This window comes from Bacillus cereus group sp. N24 (assembly GCF_016483345.1).
GTDB classification, from domain to species: Bacteria; Bacillota; Bacilli; order Bacillales; family Bacillaceae_G; genus Bacillus_A; species Bacillus_A toyonensis.
In genome coordinates, this window is record NZ_JAEHCA010000005.1 from 244,608 (window position 1) to 261,002 (window position 16,395).

The following is a 16,395-nucleotide window of genomic DNA, read 5'->3' on the forward strand; positions in this document are numbered from 1 at the left end:
ACAAACTGTATACAACTGTTTCTATTTAAATAAGGTTAGCGAAAGAAGGGAGACAGTATGAAGAATAGAAGTGTAGAAGAAATTAAAAAGCGGATTGCGAAAAGGAAGGCAGAGCAAGAAAGAATGGAGGAAGAGCAGTATTTTGCCGGGGGGAATTTTGATAGTGAAGGGGTATTTATTGAAGAGGGAGAAAAGGAAATTCATCCTTTGTTTCGAAAGGAAGTCTTTTTTTTCAAAGTTTTATTATCAGCAATCTTAGTTCTTTCAATTGCTATTTTGTATAAGAATGCGCCCTCTTCTTTCGATGGTGCTAAAGCTGTTACAGAAAAAGTGATGAAAGAGGAGTTTCAGTTTGCTACTGTAGCGAAATGGTATGAAAAACAGTTTGGAAAACCTCTCGTCTTCTATTCGCCTAACGAGAAAAAGGAAGGGACTATTCAGCAAAAAGACTATGCAATTCCTGCTTCAGGAAAGGTAATGCAAGGATTTCAAAAAAATGGCCAAGGTGTATTTGTCCAAACGGCTACAAATGCAACAGTTGAGTCAGTAAATGAAGGATTAGTTGTTTTTGCGGGTAAGAAAGAGGAACTTGGAAATACAGTTCAAATTCAACATGCAGATGGCACGGAGTCGTGGTATGCAAATTTAAATGATATGTCAGTAAAGTTATATGATTACGTTTCAAAGAAACAAAAAATTGGAACGGTGAGTAATGATGCAAATAATAAAAATGGGAAATTTTATTTCGCAATAAAAAAGAATGAAAAATTTGTTGATCCGATTCAGGTGATTTCATTTGATTAAATATAAGGAAGTTTTAACGAAAATTTCAGTGCATCCGTTGTTTTGGGTTATTATAGTTATTGGTATTTTTACGGCGCGTTTTAAAGAGTTACTATTGTTGTTTTGTATCGTACTCATTCATGAACTCGGTCACGCTTTTGCAGCAGCGCATTATAATTGGCGTATTAAAAAAATTCAACTGTTACCGTTTGGTGGTGTGGCTGAGCTTGAGGAACATGGAAATAAATCATTGAAAGAGGAACTTGTTGTCGTAATTGCAGGACCTATTCAACATATTTGGATGATGCTAGTAGGGTATATATTGTTTGAGATTGGCTGGCTGAATGCGGAATTATATTATTTTTTTATGTGGAATAATATAATTATTTTAGCCTTTAATTTACTCCCTATTTGGCCACTTGATGGCGGGAAAGTGTTGTTTAATGTATTATCATATCGTTTTCCTTATTTACAAGCACATGAAAAAATGATGCAATTGTCATGTGTTTTTTTTAGTGTCATATTAGGATGGCAGTTACTTTGGAATAGTAACAATATTATGATGTGGGTACTACTCATATTTTTAGCAATATCGTTATATCAAGAATGGAAGCAAAGACGTTATGCGTTTATGCGCTTTTTATTAGAGCGTTATTACGGAAATAAAAGAGGGATTGAAAAGATTGCACCTATAGAGGTGCAATCAGAAGATCGTTTATATACGATTTTCACCAAATTTCGTAGAGGATATAAGCATTCTATTATCGTCCATGGAGAATATAAAGAGCATTACACATTGGATGAAAATGAATTACTCTATGCGTATTTTACTGAAAAACGAACAACTTCATCTGTTGAAGAATTAATCGGTTAGTGTTGACGATAGCACTAACCTTTTATTATTGTAAAAACAAAGAAGATTATAAAGTGAGGAAAGAAATTTGAAAACCTTATACATGAACTATGCTGGATCGGAAAAGCGCGTTGCAATTGAAGAGAAGAACAAAATTGTTGAATTTTTATGGAAACGTAATGAAGAACAAGAGATTGTTGGGCATATTTACGTTGGACGTATCGTAAGAACAATTGCTGGTATGAATGCAGCATTTGTAAACATCGGTTTAGAAAAACATGCGTACCTTTCATATGATGATGTACCGTCTTCTTATCGTATACATGAAGGACAAGCAGTACTCGTACAAGTTGTGAAAGAGGCAATTGATACGAAAGGACCGAAATTAACAGCGAATATAGAATTTACCGGGAAATATGTCGTTTATATGCCATATGATGAAATGCGCGCTGTTTCTCGGAAAATAAAAAATAATAAAAGAAGACAGCAGTTACTCGAAATCGAAGTAGAAGGGACAGGAGGGTATATTTTCCGCTCCGCTTCTGAAAAAGGAGAAATTGAAGAAATACAAACTGAAATGCAAAGGTTACAGCAGTTATATGAAGAGTTAAAAAGAAAAGAGGGTCAAGGAAAAGCACCGCTATTACTTCATCGACCAGCGACTTTTTTAGATCGTGTATTTCAAGAGAATCCAATTGAAACGATCGAAAAAATAGTTGTAGATACAAGAAGTGTAGTAAAAGAATTAGAAGACAAGGTCGGAAAAGAAAAAGTATCTTTTTATAATGAAAAATCTTCGATGTTTAATCATTTCGGAATAGAGCGAGAAATTGAAAAAGCACTTCAAAAAATTGTGTGGCTCCAAAACGGTGCTTATTTGATTGTGGAACAAATGGAGACGATGACTGTAATAGATGTGAATACGGGGAAGTTTACCGGAAAACAAAATTTACAAGATACAGTACTTCGTACAAATGAAATGGCCGCTGACGAAATCGCTCGCCAATTAAGACTTCGTGATATTGGTGGAATGATATTAATCGACTTTATTAATATGAAAAAACGAGAAGATAAAGAAAAGGTAAGAGAACGTCTCATAGCTGCTATGCAAAATGATCGCACTTATACAAGAGTACTTGGGTTTACTGAGTTAGGGATTTTGGAGATGACACGTAAACGTAAAAAACATTCTTTACGTGACGTATTGCTAGAAGAGTGTGTACCGTGTAAGGCGACGGGGTATGTAATGTCGTATGAAACGATTGCTTATGAGTTAGAGCGAGAACTCATTACATATGGCAATATAGAGGATGAAGCAGTATTAATTGCTGCACCTCAAGATCTGCAAAAACAATTTTTACAAAAAGAATTACAAAAAAATATTCCATTTGAAATTTATTTCAAAGATGATACTATCGAAAAGTACACTATTATAAGATTTGGAAGTAAAAAAGAAATTGTAGAACGGAAAAAATAGTTAGCAGAACATTTATTGACAACCGTCTATGATTCATGATAACATCTTTATGTTATAGTTTATAGCACCTAAACGGCTATATGCTACAACCGCACAAGACAGGTTCCCTAAAGGCATTTATGTCTACCTCGTTTTTGGCGAGTCTTAGTAATTAAGAGGAGGTGCAAGTATGTACGCAATTATCGAAACAGGTGGAAAACAAATTAAAGTTGAAGCTGGTCAAGCAATCTACATTGAAAAATTAGATGTTGAAGCTGGTGAAACTGTTACTTTTGACAAAGTTCTTTTCGTTGGTGGCGAAAACGTTAAAGTTGGTAGCCCAGTTGTAGAAGGCGCAACAGTGACTGCTAAAGTTGAAAAACAAGGTCGCGCTAAGAAAATCATCGTTTTCAAATACAAAGCGAAAAAGAACAATCGTAAGAAACAAGGTCATCGTCAACCTTACACTAAGCTAGTTGTTGAAGCTATCAACGCTTAATTCAGGTTAACATGATTAAAATTACGATAAGTCGCACGAAATTAGGAAGTATCCAATCATTTAAAATGACTGGACATGCCGATTATGCGCCACATGGACAAGACCTTGTCTGTGCTGGAACTACAGCGGTTGTGTTTGGTTCTATAAATGCAGTGGAAGAGCTTTGTAATGTGCAGGCAACTATTGAACTCGGAAGCGATGGTGGATTCTTAACGTATGAATTGCCTAATGATTTAGACGTTCATGCAGCAGAAAAAGCTCAAACGCTTTTAGAAGGATTAGTTGTTTCGCTAAAGACGATCGAACTTGATTACGGAAAGTATATCCGTTTAATAGAAAAAGTGCAGGAGGTGTAACGTATGTTAAGATTAGATCTTCAGTTTTTCGCATCTAAGAAAGGTGTAGGTAGTACAAAGAACGGTCGTGACTCTCAGTCAAAACGTCTTGGTGCTAAACGCGCAGATGGTCAAACGGTTTCAGGTGGTTCAATTCTTTACCGTCAACGCGGTACAAAAATTTATCCAGGTGTTAACGTTGGTCGTGGTGGCGATGACACTTTATACGCGAAAGTTGACGGCGTAGTACGCTTCGAGCGTCTTGGCCGTGACCGCAAACAAGTGAGCGTATATCCTGTTGCTCAAGAAGCATAAGAACTCACGGAAAACTCTAACCTGAGTGCAGGTTAGAGTTTTTCTATATTAAGGGGTATCTAAATGAATGAAAAATGGACAATTATAGATGCGTTGCGTCATTCAAGACATGATTGGCTCAATCGTATGCAGATGGTTAAAGGAAACCTTTCCCTTGGAAAAGTGGAAGAGATTCATCGGCTCATCGATCGTTTTGTCCAAGAAGCGAGACAAGAATCCAATCTGATGGGGTTATCAATGCCTTTATTTTCAGAGTGGATTTTAACATATAATTGGAAACAGCAGCCGTGCTTATTGGAGTACGAAGTATTAGGAGAATTACATAACTTATCTCACTTAGATGAGACTGTATGTACATGGGCGAATCAATTCTTCTCAATGCTTCAGCATAGTTTAGACGTATATGTTGAAAATTATGTTTGTATCACAATTGAATGTGACGCGGAGAATGCTCGTTTCTTTTTTGATTTTCGTGGTAAGCTAACGAGTGTAGAAGAACTACAGAATTGGCTTGCGAACCAAAACAATAAATGGTATTCCATTTCTTATACAGTACGAGACGAAGAAGTCTCAGTTATATTACAACCAATCGAAAAAAGTGTGGTGAAATAATGTTTGTAGATCAGGTCAAGATATATGTAAAAGGCGGCGACGGTGGTAACGGAATGGTTGCGTATCGTCGTGAGAAGTATGTTCCAAAAGGTGGCCCAGCAGGTGGCGACGGTGGTAAAGGCGCAGATGTTGTTTTCGTTGTTGAGGAAGGCTTACGTACATTAATGGACTTCCGCTACCAACGTCATTTCAAAGCTGATCGTGGTCAGCACGGAATGAGTAAAGGTCAGCACGGACGTAAATCTGAAGATTTAATCGTAAAGGTTCCACCAGGAACAATAGTAAAAGATGAAAAAACAGGTCAAATTCTTGCCGATTTAGTAACGCATGAACAAACAGCTGTAATCGCAAGAGGTGGCCGTGGTGGCCGTGGTAACTCACGTTTCGCAACAGCTACGAATCCAGCACCTGAAATCGCTGAGAACGGAGAACCAGGTCAAGAACGTGATGTCATTCTAGAACTTAAAGTGCTAGCAGACGTTGGACTTGTTGGATTCCCAAGTGTAGGTAAATCTACATTATTATCTGTTGTATCATCAGCGCGTCCGAAAATTGCAGAGTATCACTTTACAACAATCGTTCCTAATCTTGGTGTTGTTGAAACTGGTGATAACCGCAGCTTCGTTATGGCTGACCTTCCTGGACTAATTGAAGGCGCACATGCTGGCGTCGGACTTGGACACCAATTCTTACGTCATATCGAACGTACACGTGTAATTGTACATGTTATCGATATGTCTGGTTTAGAAGGCCGTGAGCCATATGAAGATTATGTCACAATTAATAATGAATTAAAAGAATATAATATGCGTTTAACAGAGCGTCCACAAGTTGTTGTAGCAAACAAAATGGATATGCCAGATGCAGAAGAAAACTTACAAGCATTTAAAGAGAAAGTGGGAGACGAAGTAAAAATCTTCCCAATCTCAGCTGTAACGAAACAAGGTGTTCGTGATTTACTATTTGAAGTAGCGAACTTATTAGAAACAACACCAGAATTCCCAATGTACGATGTTGTCGAAGAGTCTGAAGCAAGTGTAATGTATAAATTTGATGCTGAAAGTCTTAAATTTGAAATTACACGTGAAAGTGACGGCACGTTTGTTATTTCTGGTTATGATATCGAGAAGACATTCAAAATGACAGACTTCTCACGTGATGAATCTATACGTCGTTTCGCTCGCCAAATGCGCGGAATGGGTATTGATGAAGCGCTTCGTGCACGTGGTGCAAAAGACGGAGATATTGTAAAAATTCTTGAATATGAATTTGAATTTATCGATTAAGACTGCCAAAGTATGGCGGTCTTTTTTTTATTCTGCTATTTGCAAGTAGTAAGATTCCCGCCTCAAAATTCAGCTGAAGCAAAGAAGTTAGCTGTGAATCAGGCTGCTAGTTAAAAATTACGAAGATAGGAAAAAATCCCCACTAATTAAATTTTCAATTTATAATAGAAAAAGAAGTAATTTTAGAAGAATATTTATGGGGAGAAAGAGAACATGTATAAAATATTAATTGTAGAAGACGATGAGAAAATTGCGGGAATATTAGAGGAGCATTTAGAAAGGTATGGCTATCAATCATTTAGAGCAATTGATTTACGTCATATAAAAGATGAATTCGTAAAAGTGAATCCACATCTCGTATTACTGGATATCAATTTACCATATTTTGATGGTTTCTATTGGTGTCGTCAAATCCGCACTGTATCGAATGCGCCGATTATTTTTGTTTCTGCAAGAACAGGGGAAATGGATCAAGTAATGGCAATTGAAAATGGCGGAGATGATTACATTACAAAGCCATTCCATTTAGATATTGTCATGGCTAAGGTGAAAAGTGCACTTCGACGTGGGTATGGTGAGTATGCTTCTGCGGCAGAAAGTGACTGTTTAGGTGTGAATGGACTTTTGTTATTCCCGTCCCAACACGTTGTTGAGTGGCAAGGGCAACAAACAGAGCTGACAAAAAATGAATTTTACTTATTAGAGTGTTTAATGAAACAAGCGAATCAATATGTAACGCGTGAAGAATTGTTAGAAGCTCTGTGGGATGAAGTAGCTTTTGTTGATGATAATACACTGACTGTGAATGTAAAGCGCGTAAGGAAGAAACTAGAGGAGCTAGGTATTAAAAATGCGATTGTAACGAAACGTGGATACGGTTATGCGCTTCTTACAGAGTGGAGTGAAGGGCATGCAGGTTAAAAGTTACCTCATAGACCGCTTTGCTTTACTTCTTTCTTATGTTGTAAGTCTTTGTTTATTTGGACTCGTATTGCAGTTGCAAAGTCTTTTAGAAAAAAGATCAATTGATTGGAGTACGTGGTTATACGGACTTTTATTAGGGACAGTTGTGTTTACTGTATACCTCATTTACGATTACCGAAAAAGAAGTGTTTTTTTAAAGAGAATCGAAAAATATGTTGCTGATGGAAATACATTACATGATTCTTTACTTATTGATACTTCGTATACGACAGAACAAGAGATAATCGTTGAATCTTTTACGCTATTAAGACAGCAATATATGAATGAGGTTCATAAACAGCATGCGAAAGAGCAACAGCAAATGATATTTATGAACCAATGGATTCATCAAATGAAGACACCAGTATCTGTTATTGAATTGTTATTGCAGAAATTTGGTAAAGAGCATCGTGAAGCGAGAGCGACAGTTGAAAGTATTCGTGAAGAAAATAACCGCATACTAAATGGTTTAGATTTAGCGTTACATATGGCAAGGCTAGAGCAGTTTGCGAAAGATTATAAAGTAGAAGTAGTAAATGTGATAGATGTCGTACGAGGGATTATTAATGAAAATAGAAAATCTTTCATTCAATCTTCTGTATTTCCGAAAGTGATGTTTGAAGAAGAGGCGTGTATGGTTGCATCCGATACAAAATGGCTAAGTATTGCTATAGGTCAAATTGTTGTAAATGCAATTAAGTATACAAAAATTTCAGAGGAAGAGAAAAAAGAAATTCAATTTCAAATTGAAGAGAAAGATCAAAAGGTGTTATTACATATTAAGGACAATGGAATTGGTATTCCTGAGCAAGATATAAAACGTATATTTGATCCATTCTTTACGGGGATAAACGGCCGTAAAACGAGAGAAGCGACTGGAATGGGTTTATATATTACGAAGGAAATTTGCGATAATTTACACCATGGAATGTATGTTCAATCGGCTGAAGGAGAAGGAACGATATTCACATTCCAATTTGCAAAAGATGAAGAATATCATACATTGATGAGAAAAATGACAAAACTGTAAGATAACAAAACGTTTTGTAAGGGAAATCACTCGTTTCTTTTTCTTATTTTTCTTATAGTAAATGTAAGAAGAAAACACATAGGGGGATTAGAAATGAGTGTTCTTGAAGTAAAAGGATTAACGAAGGTGTACCAATCGAAAGGTTCAGTAGCGACGACTGCTTTAAACGATATAAATTTTAAAATAGAAGAAGGCGAATTTGTAGGAATTATGGGTCCTTCAGGAAGCGGAAAAACAACGCTTTTAAATTTATTAGCAACAATAGATAAGCAAACTTCAGGTCATGTGCTTGTAAATGGTGAAGAAATTAATCAAATGCGTGCTGCAAAATTAGCAGAGTTTCGCCGTACACATTTAGGATTCATCTTCCAAGATTTTAACTTACTTGATACGTTATCGATTAAAGAAAATATTATTTTACCGCTTGTAATGGCGAAAAAATCTGTAAATGAAATCGATGCGAAAGTACTGGGAATTGCGAAGTTTTTAAACATCGAAGAAATATTAAATAAAAAGGTATATGAAGTATCAGGCGGACAACAACAACGTGCAGCAGCTGCGAGAGCGATCATTCATGAACCGACGTTAATTTTAGCAGATGAGCCAACGGGGAATTTAGACTCGAAGTCAGCGAAATCATTAATGGGTGCATTGCAAGATTTACATGAGCAAAAGAAAGTAACAATTGCAATGGTAACGCACGATCCAGTAGCTGCTAGTTATTGTGAACGCATTCTCTTCATACGTGATGGAGAAATTTTCTCAGAAATACATAAAGGGAGAACGAAACAGGCCTTTTTCCAAGAAATTTTGGACGTACTTGCGATGCTAGGAGGGGAATATCATGAACTTTCGCCAGCTCGCGCTTAATAACGTAAAAGGAAATTGGCGTAATTATAAAGCGTTTCTTATTAGTAGTTGTTTATCGATTGTCGTATTTTTCATGTATGCTTCCTTCATTTATCATCCAGATGTCGTAAGCGGTAATATTAGTATGAAGACGATGATTTCAAAAGGGTTAGAATCGATGAATTATATTGTAGTCATCTTCTCAGCGCTCTTTATTTTATATGCAAATTCAACATTTTTACGAGCAAGAAAAAAAGAGTTTGGTCTATTAACATTAATAGGCGGAACGAAATATCAACTTGGCCGAATGATTATATTAGAACAACTGATGTTAGGTAGTATTGCAATTGTAGTAGGTATTGGACTTGGTATGCTTTGTTCAAAATTATTTTTCCAAGCATTAAGCGTAATATTGAAAATAGATAAAACACTTCCACTCGTATGGAATAGTAAAGCAGTTTTTATTACAGCGGGTGTATACTTTATTCTATTTTTAATCCTATCATTGTTTAGCGTTTGGACAGTAGGACGCTTGCAAATTATTGATTTATTAAGAGAAGCAAGAAAACAAAAAGTAGAACCTTTTGCATTTACATCGTTATGTGTAGCAGGAATAGGATGTATTATTGCCGCATATGTGCTTAGCTTCCAAGTGACATTTATGAATTTTATCATGCTGTTTTTACCGATTGTAGGGCTGACGATAGGCGGAACATATTTACTGTTTACACAAGGTAGTACAGTCGTATTAAAGGCGTTGCAAAAACGAAAAAAATCTTTTTATACATATCCAAACATGTTCGTACTTAGCAATCTTATTTATAAAATGAAAGATAATGCTCGCTTTCTATTTGTAATTTCTATTATTACGGCGGTTGTATCTTCAGCAGTCGGTACACTGTACGTATTTTTTGAGGATATGAGTTATAAGACAGTAACTAGTACCCCGCATGCTATTTCGTATGAGGAAAAGGGAATCAATACGCATAATGTTATAAAAGAAGGAAAAACAAAAGAATTAATAAAAAAACACGGATTTGAAGAAGCGCGAGAAGTAACGTATGTAAAACTTCCTGCAACTCAAAAGGTAACGATGTTTAACGGTGAACATGAGATGCCTTTAGGGATTATATCTGAAAAGGAATATAATAAAGAAGCGCGTAAACAGAACGTGCCAGAAGTGCAAAATAAGCCGGGAAGTGCAACGATGGTTGTAATTGATATGATGAATGATATTGTCAAGCCGGATCTTACGAAGCCATTTGAATTTACATTGAACGGACAAAAACAGTATATTAAGCTAAATGATCCAGTATCAAAGTCTGTTTTTAATGATGATAGTTATTTAATTGTGAATGATGAGGATTTTGTAAAATATTCACAGCTCACAGCAGATGAAGAAAAGACGAAATATTATGGATATTATATTGAAGATTGGAAAGAAACAGAAAATCTTGTACTAGACTTAAAGAAAGAAATTATGCAAGAACAACAACAGAATTTCCACAATTCCATCCTTGCGTATAAAGCGATAAAAGAGCAAGGAGCAATTACAATGTTCATAGGCTTCTTTGTAGCTGTACTGTTCTTCTTCTTCGCTTGTAGTATGACATACTTTAAATGGTTTAACGATAAAGAACAAGATCGTATTCAATTTAAATCGTTAAAGAGAATCGGTATGACAGATAAAGAAATTCGTAAAATTGCAATTCGACAAATGGGCGTTATCTTCTTTATCCCAATTGTAATCGGTGCAATCCATAGTGGATTTGCTCTTCATACGTTAGGAAAAATGCTTTATATTGATTTATGGAAATCAGGTGCGATTGTAATTGGGGCATACATTGTAGCTTCTGCAATTTACTTTATGATCGCGCAAAGAGGATATTTAAAACACGTAAAAAGCTAGGGAAACCTCTAGCTTTTTGCCTATGTAGTAAGTTACAGGGGGACGATAGATGAACATTCGGCAACTAGCGCTGCAAAATATAAAAGGAAATTGGCGTAATTATAAAGTATTTTTCTTAAGTAGTTGTTTTGCAATATTTGCGTCTTTTGCATATATGTCGGTTATTGTGCATCCGTATATGCAGGAGACGATGTGGTATCAAAACGTACGCTGGGGACTTATTATATGTAATGTTATAATCATTTCTTTTTTCGTTATATTTATTTTGTACTCTACTTCTATTTTCATAGAGGCACGTAAGAAAGAATTAGGGTTATATATGTTAATGGGAGCAACGAAATCTAACGTAATTGGAGTGATTATGACCGAGCAAATATTGATCGGGGTATTTGCTAATATTTTCGGTATTGGGCTTGGCATGATCTTTTTAAAGCTCTTCTTCATGGTGTTTAGTATGTTACTGGGGCTTCCGAAAGAACTCCCTGTCATATTTGACGTGAGAGCAATTGGGGGAACGTTTGTTACATATATGGTCGTTTTTATTGTCTTATCTTTTATAAGTGCTTTACGTATATGGAATATAAAAATCATTCGGTTATTGAAAGAATTTCGAGCAGATAAAAAAGAGAAGAAAACATCAATGTGGTTTTGTATATTTGGCTTTATTTGTTTAGGTATAGGATATGCGTTAGCGTTACAAACGACGATGCCAACGATAGCATTATACTTTTTCCCTGTGTCTATACTTGTCTTTTTCGGAACGTATTTTTCTTTTACACATGGTGTTAGCCAATTGTTAGAAGTGATAAAACGAAATAAAAAGATTATGTATACATATCCGTATTTATTTATAGTAAACCAATTGTCACATCGAATGAAGGAAAATGGACGCTTTTTCTTTCTGATGTCTATGGCAATGACGTTTGTAGTTACGGCAACAGGTACGGTGTTCTTATATTTTTCCGGTATGCAAGATATGTGGCGGGGCGGAGGAGTGCACTCATTTTCATACATAGAAAAAGGTACTTCTTCTCATGAAGTCTTTGCGGAGGGTACGGTTGAACAATTATTACACCAATATGGGTATAATGATTTTCAATCTATGAGTTTTGTTGGAGTGTATGCATCATTTCAGTCCAATAAAGGAGAAACAGAGGTAGCGTCGCTTATAAAGGAAAGTGAATACAATCAAGAGGCGAGAAAACAAAAACAGAAAACGTATCACCCTAAAAAAGGAACCGTTACGCTTGTTTATTATAATGAACGTAATGATCCGAATGTATATAATCAAAAAGGAATCCAATTACAAGTAATGAAACAAACGTATCAATTCGCATTTAACGGTCAGAAAGAAGGGGTGCAATTTAACCATCATCCTTCGTACATTAATGGTCTATTTTTCGTCATGAATGATGAAGATTTTGCTAGTATAGCAAATCAGGTTCCTGAATCTGAAAAATTGATATATAGAGGCTACACATTACCGAATATCGAAAATACGAAGGAATTAAACGCTGATTTACGGAAACATATGAACAAAGATACAAATGATGCATTTCGAAGTAATATGGAGCTATATGTGAATATGAAAGAGTTTGGCGATGTTACTCTATTTGTAGGCTCATTTATTAGTATATTATTCTTCCTTACTTCATGTAGCATCGTATATTTTAAATGGTTTCATAATATTGCATCGGATCGAAAACAGTACGGTGCACTTTCTAAACTTGGAATGACGAAGGAAGAAGTGTGGAAGGTTTCTCGTTGGCAATTATGTATGTTATTTTTTGCACCTATTATAGTAGGGAGTATGCATAGTGCAGTTGCGTTATATACATTTCATAATACGATTTTTATGGACGGCTCATTAAGAAAAGTAGGCTTGTTTATTCTGTATTATATCGCTGCATGCATCGTTTATTTCTTCTTCGCTCAAAGAGAATATAAGAAACATTTAGACTAGCGAATGCTAGTCTTTTTTTAATATTCGAAATTTACATAGAAGAATATAAAAAAGTATGGTATAACAGTAAGAAAACGAAAAAGAGGGGAAAAGACGATGATTCGAGTAGGATATTTAGGACCAGAAGCAACATTTACAAATATGGCGGTGAGTCGTTTTTTTCCGGAAGCAGAGCATGTACCGTATCGAACGATTCCGGATTGTATAGATGCAGCCGCAAATGAAAGTGTAGATTTCGCAGTCGTGCCGTTAGAAAACGCAATAGAAGGTTCAGTAAATATAACGGTCGATTACCTCGTGCATGAGCAACCACTTTCTATTGTAGGAGAAATTACAGTACCAATTCAGCAACATTTACTCGTACATCCGCAGTATGCAGAAGTGTGGGGAGAAGTATATGCAGTGCATTCACATCCGCATGCTATCGCACAATGTCATAAGTTTTTAAATGAAGAATTAAAAGGGGTAACTGTTCGAGACATGACATCAACAAGTGCTGCTGCACAATATGTGAAAGAACATCCTGAAGAAAAAATCGCTGCCATTGCAAATGAAGCAGCCGCAGAAAAATACGGATTAACAATTGTAAGACGTGACATTCATACGCATAAAAACAATCATACACGCTTCCTAGTGCTCCATAAGAAAAAGAAAGCAATACTCTCAAATAACGGAGAAAACCGCGGGGAGAAAACGACGCTTATGATAACGTTACCTGCAGATTATGCAGGGGCACTATATCAAGTGTTATCAGCTTTTGCATGGAGAAAATTAAATTTATCAAAAATCGAATCGCGCCCGATGAAAACAGGACTCGGAAATTACTTTTTCTTAATCGATGTCGATAAAGCATACGATGACGTATTATTGCCAGGCGTAACGATGGAACTTGAAGCGCTCGGTTTTTCTGTTACTGTGCTGGGGAGCTATTCTTCTTATTGGTTGTAAAGGGTAAGGGAGAGTATTTGTCGTATTTTGTAGTTAAATCGATATAATTTCAGTCGATAATATACCGTCTGATAGATAAATAAAATCCCACCATTTATAGGTGGGATTCTTTACTTTAACTTAGCAAGACGATCCTCTAACTGACCACGCCAAATATTGGCTAGTTCAGGAACAGCAAGAATCTTTTCAATGCCATCTTTATCTTTTCTATTATGAAAATAAATTTCGTTAGAAAACAAAACAGATACATTGTTTGATGGACGTTTTAGCAATGTGATTTTAGAATCTTTACGTACAGTACCTTCTTGAAGAACGCGGCATAGGTAGCCAGTAAATCCAGTTGCTACAATGCGCGGCAGTATGCCAGGAATACCGAGGCGTTTTGAAATAGTGCTACAAGGTACTCTTGCTTGTGTCACTTGAATGATTGCTTCACCAAGTTGATATGTATCTCCGATGCAAACATCACGCTCTAACATATTTGTTACGGTAATGTTTTCGCCAAATGTGGAAGCTGGAAGCGTAGTTTGAAATTCCTCTTCCCATAGTGCGTAATGCTCGTGTGGGTACACACAAACAGCGCGATCAGGACCGCCGTGATGTTTTAAATCCGCTACGTCATCACCACGAAATCCGTCTTTTGAGAGAAAGGCCTCTTCTGTAGGATCTTTACATATACCTGTTATCATTTCTTTATCTTCGCCATATTTCATTTGCTTCGGTTTACCAGTACTAAAGTGAACGAGTTCAATTCCCATATTCGATCTCCTTTACGATTGATTACAATATTATAGCATTAAAAAAGCACAGAGAATTATAAAAACTCTGTGCTTTACATTAATAAACGAGAAATCCTGCTTTATCTAAAGCCTCGCAAGCAGCGTCTAATTTTTCTTTAGAATCTGCTTCAATTGTATGTAAGTGAATACCATCTGTTAGTTGCGAAAGGTAAGAGGCATTTGTGTTTTCGATTTTTTGTAAATATTGCTCTACATCAAATCGATTACTTACCATAATTGATGCTGTTAAGTCGCCGTATACAGGGTGCTCAACTTTTACGTCTTTAATCGTAACGCCATGATCAACAAGCATTGTAAGTTCTTGACGTACTTCTGCTGGTTTATGTTGGCATACAATCACGCGTTCAAAAGCCTGTTGCTTCTCCTGTGGTTTTAAATATAAATAGCCTTGAGCAGTTGCAATAATTGGCTCGTTTCTTGCTTTTAGTAAGGAGATATCTTGCACAATAACTTGTCTACTTACGTTTGTCTTCTTAGATAGTTCGTTTCCAGATAACGGTTCATTTGCAGCAAGAAGCCACTGAAGGATAAGTTGTCGTCTTTCTTCACCTAAAATCTTTTTTTGTTCATTTTGTTTCATTATGATTTAACACCTCTATAAAATTGATTTCCAATTGTGTGTAGTGCATGAATAGTAGTATCAATTTGTTCTTTCGTTGTTTGTTGTCCGAAAGAGAAGCGGACATATTGTTTAGCCTCTTCATACGTTCTTCCAATTGCAAGCATTGTTTTCGAAGGTTCTTGTTTACCAACTTGGCAAGCACTTCCGGTCGAGATGGCAATACCGCGGCGGTTGCATTCTAGCATTGTATATTGACCTTCTATTCCTTTTATTGTAACCCCAATAATATGTGGTAAACAAGAAGTAGAATGACCTTCTACTTCAATTTCTAGCGGAAGTGTTTGTAATTCCTCTAAAAAGTAGGATCGTAACTCTTTAAAACGTAAACTTTCTACCTGTTGATTTTTCAATATATTTTCAGCAGCTGTTAAAAAAGATGCGATGCCAGGAACGTTCACTGTGCCTGGGCGAAATCCTTTTTCGTGAGAAGTTCCCGGGAATATTTGTGCCCAGCGAACTTGTGGATTTATATAGCAAGCGCCGACACCTTTTGGACCGTATATTTTGTGTGCTGAAACAGAAAGACTATCAATTCCCATCTCAAAAACATGGATAGGCAGTTTACCAAACGTTTGCACACAATCCGTATGAAATAAAATATTATATTTTTTTAAAAGGGCCCCAATTTCTGCTATGTTTTGAACAGTCCCAATTTCAGAGTTTCCATGCTGTATACTTGCTAGCACAGTATCTTCTGTAATAGCTGCCTCTAAATCTACTAAACAAATGAGTCCGCTTTTATCAACAGGAATTTCAGTGATCGTATAGCCTTTTGATTTTAGAGATTGAAAATAACTTCGAATGGATGCATGTTCCATAGGTGTCGTAATAATATGCTTCTTATTTCGGGCATTTAGAAGTGATTGAATCGCAAGATAGTTCGATTCCGATCCACCGCTTGTGAAAAATACTCCTTGTTCTTTGCCTCCAATCATTTCCGCAAATGTTTTTCGGCAAACTTGTAATAAAGAAGAAGCCGTTCCTCCAATATCATGTAAACTTTGTTCATTTCCGAAGTATTGCGAAGCTGCTTTCATATATGTTTGTAACGCTTCCTCGCTCATAGGTGTAGTAGCTGCATAGTCAAGATATATCATCATGTAAGTTCCTCTCTCTAGTAAGAGTTACATTTCTTTTACTTTTTAAATGGTAGTAGTGAAAATAAGAATTAT

Annotated in this window: 17 protein-coding genes and 1 other annotated feature; of the genes, 14 read left to right on the forward strand and 3 right to left on the reverse strand. The window is 36.2% G+C overall.

Annotation, left to right across the window (positions count from 1 at the left end):
• The first annotated feature begins 57 nt into the window (after window positions 1–57).
• The 14 genes from spoIVFA (at window position 58) to pheA (ending at window position 13,801) form a co-directional block, all read left to right on the forward strand.
• A complete protein-coding gene (gene spoIVFA / locus JDS95_RS10860; protein WP_000797540.1) occupies window positions 58–804 on the forward strand; it encodes a stage IV sporulation protein SpoIVFA in 747 nt (248 codons plus the stop codon).
• On the forward strand, window positions 797–1,657 hold the full coding sequence (spoIVFB, locus tag JDS95_RS10865) for a stage IV sporulation intramembrane metalloprotease SpoIVFB (protein WP_000598976.1): 861 nt from the start codon (window positions 797–799) through the stop codon (window positions 1,655–1,657). Before spoIVFA ends, spoIVFB begins: the two co-directional genes overlap by 8 nt.
• A 67-nt stretch (window positions 1,658–1,724) precedes the next feature.
• Window positions 1,725–3,113, forward strand: a complete 1,389-nt coding sequence (locus tag JDS95_RS10870) for an Rne/Rng family ribonuclease (protein ID WP_000855443.1) — start codon at window positions 1,725–1,727, stop codon at window positions 3,111–3,113.
• Window positions 3,114–3,190: 77 nt separating this feature from the next.
• Window positions 3,191–3,268, forward strand: a sequence feature (ribosomal protein L21 leader region).
• A 14-nt stretch (window positions 3,269–3,282) separates the two neighbouring features.
• Window positions 3,283–3,591, forward strand: coding sequence for a 50S ribosomal protein L21 (rplU, locus tag JDS95_RS10875; RefSeq protein ID WP_000270907.1), 309 nt, complete (start codon window positions 3,283–3,285; stop codon window positions 3,589–3,591).
• 11 nt (window positions 3,592–3,602) lie between these two features.
• Window positions 3,603–3,947 (forward strand): ribosomal-processing cysteine protease Prp, encoded by a 345-nt coding sequence (locus tag JDS95_RS10880; RefSeq protein WP_001973720.1) that lies wholly within the window; start codon window positions 3,603–3,605, stop codon window positions 3,945–3,947.
• A gap of 3 nt (window positions 3,948–3,950) precedes the next feature.
• On the forward strand, window positions 3,951–4,241 hold the full coding sequence (gene rpmA, locus JDS95_RS10885) for a 50S ribosomal protein L27 (RefSeq protein ID WP_000944957.1): 291 nt from the start codon (window positions 3,951–3,953) through the stop codon (window positions 4,239–4,241).
• Between the two features lie 63 nt (window positions 4,242–4,304).
• A complete protein-coding gene (locus tag JDS95_RS10890) occupies window positions 4,305–4,853 on the forward strand; it encodes a sporulation initiation phosphotransferase B (protein WP_001003572.1) in 549 nt (182 codons plus the stop codon).
• On the forward strand, window positions 4,853–6,139 hold the full coding sequence (obgE, locus tag JDS95_RS10895; protein ID WP_000497121.1) for a GTPase ObgE: 1,287 nt from the start codon (window positions 4,853–4,855) through the stop codon (window positions 6,137–6,139). The genes JDS95_RS10890 and obgE overlap by 1 nt, the downstream gene beginning before the upstream one ends.
• 213 nt (window positions 6,140–6,352) lie before the next feature.
• Window positions 6,353–7,060, forward strand: coding sequence for a response regulator transcription factor (locus tag JDS95_RS10900; RefSeq protein WP_000276708.1), 708 nt, complete (start codon window positions 6,353–6,355; stop codon window positions 7,058–7,060).
• A complete protein-coding gene (locus JDS95_RS10905) occupies window positions 7,050–8,132 on the forward strand; it encodes a HAMP domain-containing histidine kinase (protein WP_199690463.1) in 1,083 nt (360 codons plus the stop codon). Before JDS95_RS10900 ends, JDS95_RS10905 begins: the two co-directional genes overlap by 11 nt.
• A 93-nt stretch (window positions 8,133–8,225) precedes the next feature.
• Entirely contained in the window at window positions 8,226–9,002 is a 777-nt protein-coding gene (locus JDS95_RS10910; RefSeq protein WP_199690465.1) for an ABC transporter ATP-binding protein, read from the forward strand.
• Window positions 8,977–10,890 carry an ABC transporter permease gene (locus tag JDS95_RS10915; protein ID WP_001011387.1) on the forward strand — a complete coding sequence of 638 codons (1,914 nt, stop codon included), beginning with the start codon at window positions 8,977–8,979 and terminating at the stop codon, window positions 10,888–10,890. Before JDS95_RS10910 ends, JDS95_RS10915 begins: the two co-directional genes overlap by 26 nt.
• 49 nt (window positions 10,891–10,939) lie before the next feature.
• Window positions 10,940–12,853, forward strand: coding sequence for an ABC transporter permease (locus tag JDS95_RS10920; protein ID WP_001026336.1), 1,914 nt, complete (start codon window positions 10,940–10,942; stop codon window positions 12,851–12,853).
• Between the two features lie 96 nt (window positions 12,854–12,949).
• Window positions 12,950–13,801, forward strand: a complete 852-nt coding sequence (gene pheA / locus JDS95_RS10925; RefSeq protein ID WP_000621711.1) for a prephenate dehydratase — start codon at window positions 12,950–12,952, stop codon at window positions 13,799–13,801.
• A gap of 110 nt (window positions 13,802–13,911) precedes the next feature.
• Here pheA and JDS95_RS10930 read toward each other — a convergent pair whose 3' ends face one another.
• From JDS95_RS10930 to JDS95_RS10940, 3 genes are all read right to left on the reverse strand, one after another.
• A complete protein-coding gene (locus tag JDS95_RS10930) occupies window positions 13,912–14,559 on the reverse strand; it encodes an MOSC domain-containing protein (protein ID WP_000510705.1) in 648 nt (215 codons plus the stop codon).
• A gap of 79 nt (window positions 14,560–14,638) precedes the next feature.
• On the reverse strand, window positions 14,639–15,181 hold the full coding sequence (locus JDS95_RS10935) for a transcription repressor NadR (RefSeq protein WP_000812272.1): 543 nt from the start codon (window positions 15,179–15,181) through the stop codon (window positions 14,639–14,641).
• Entirely contained in the window at window positions 15,181–16,323 is a 1,143-nt protein-coding gene (locus JDS95_RS10940) for an IscS subfamily cysteine desulfurase (RefSeq protein ID WP_000973779.1), read from the reverse strand. The genes JDS95_RS10935 and JDS95_RS10940 overlap by 1 nt, the downstream gene beginning before the upstream one ends.
• Window positions 16,324–16,395: the final 72 nt, after the last annotated feature.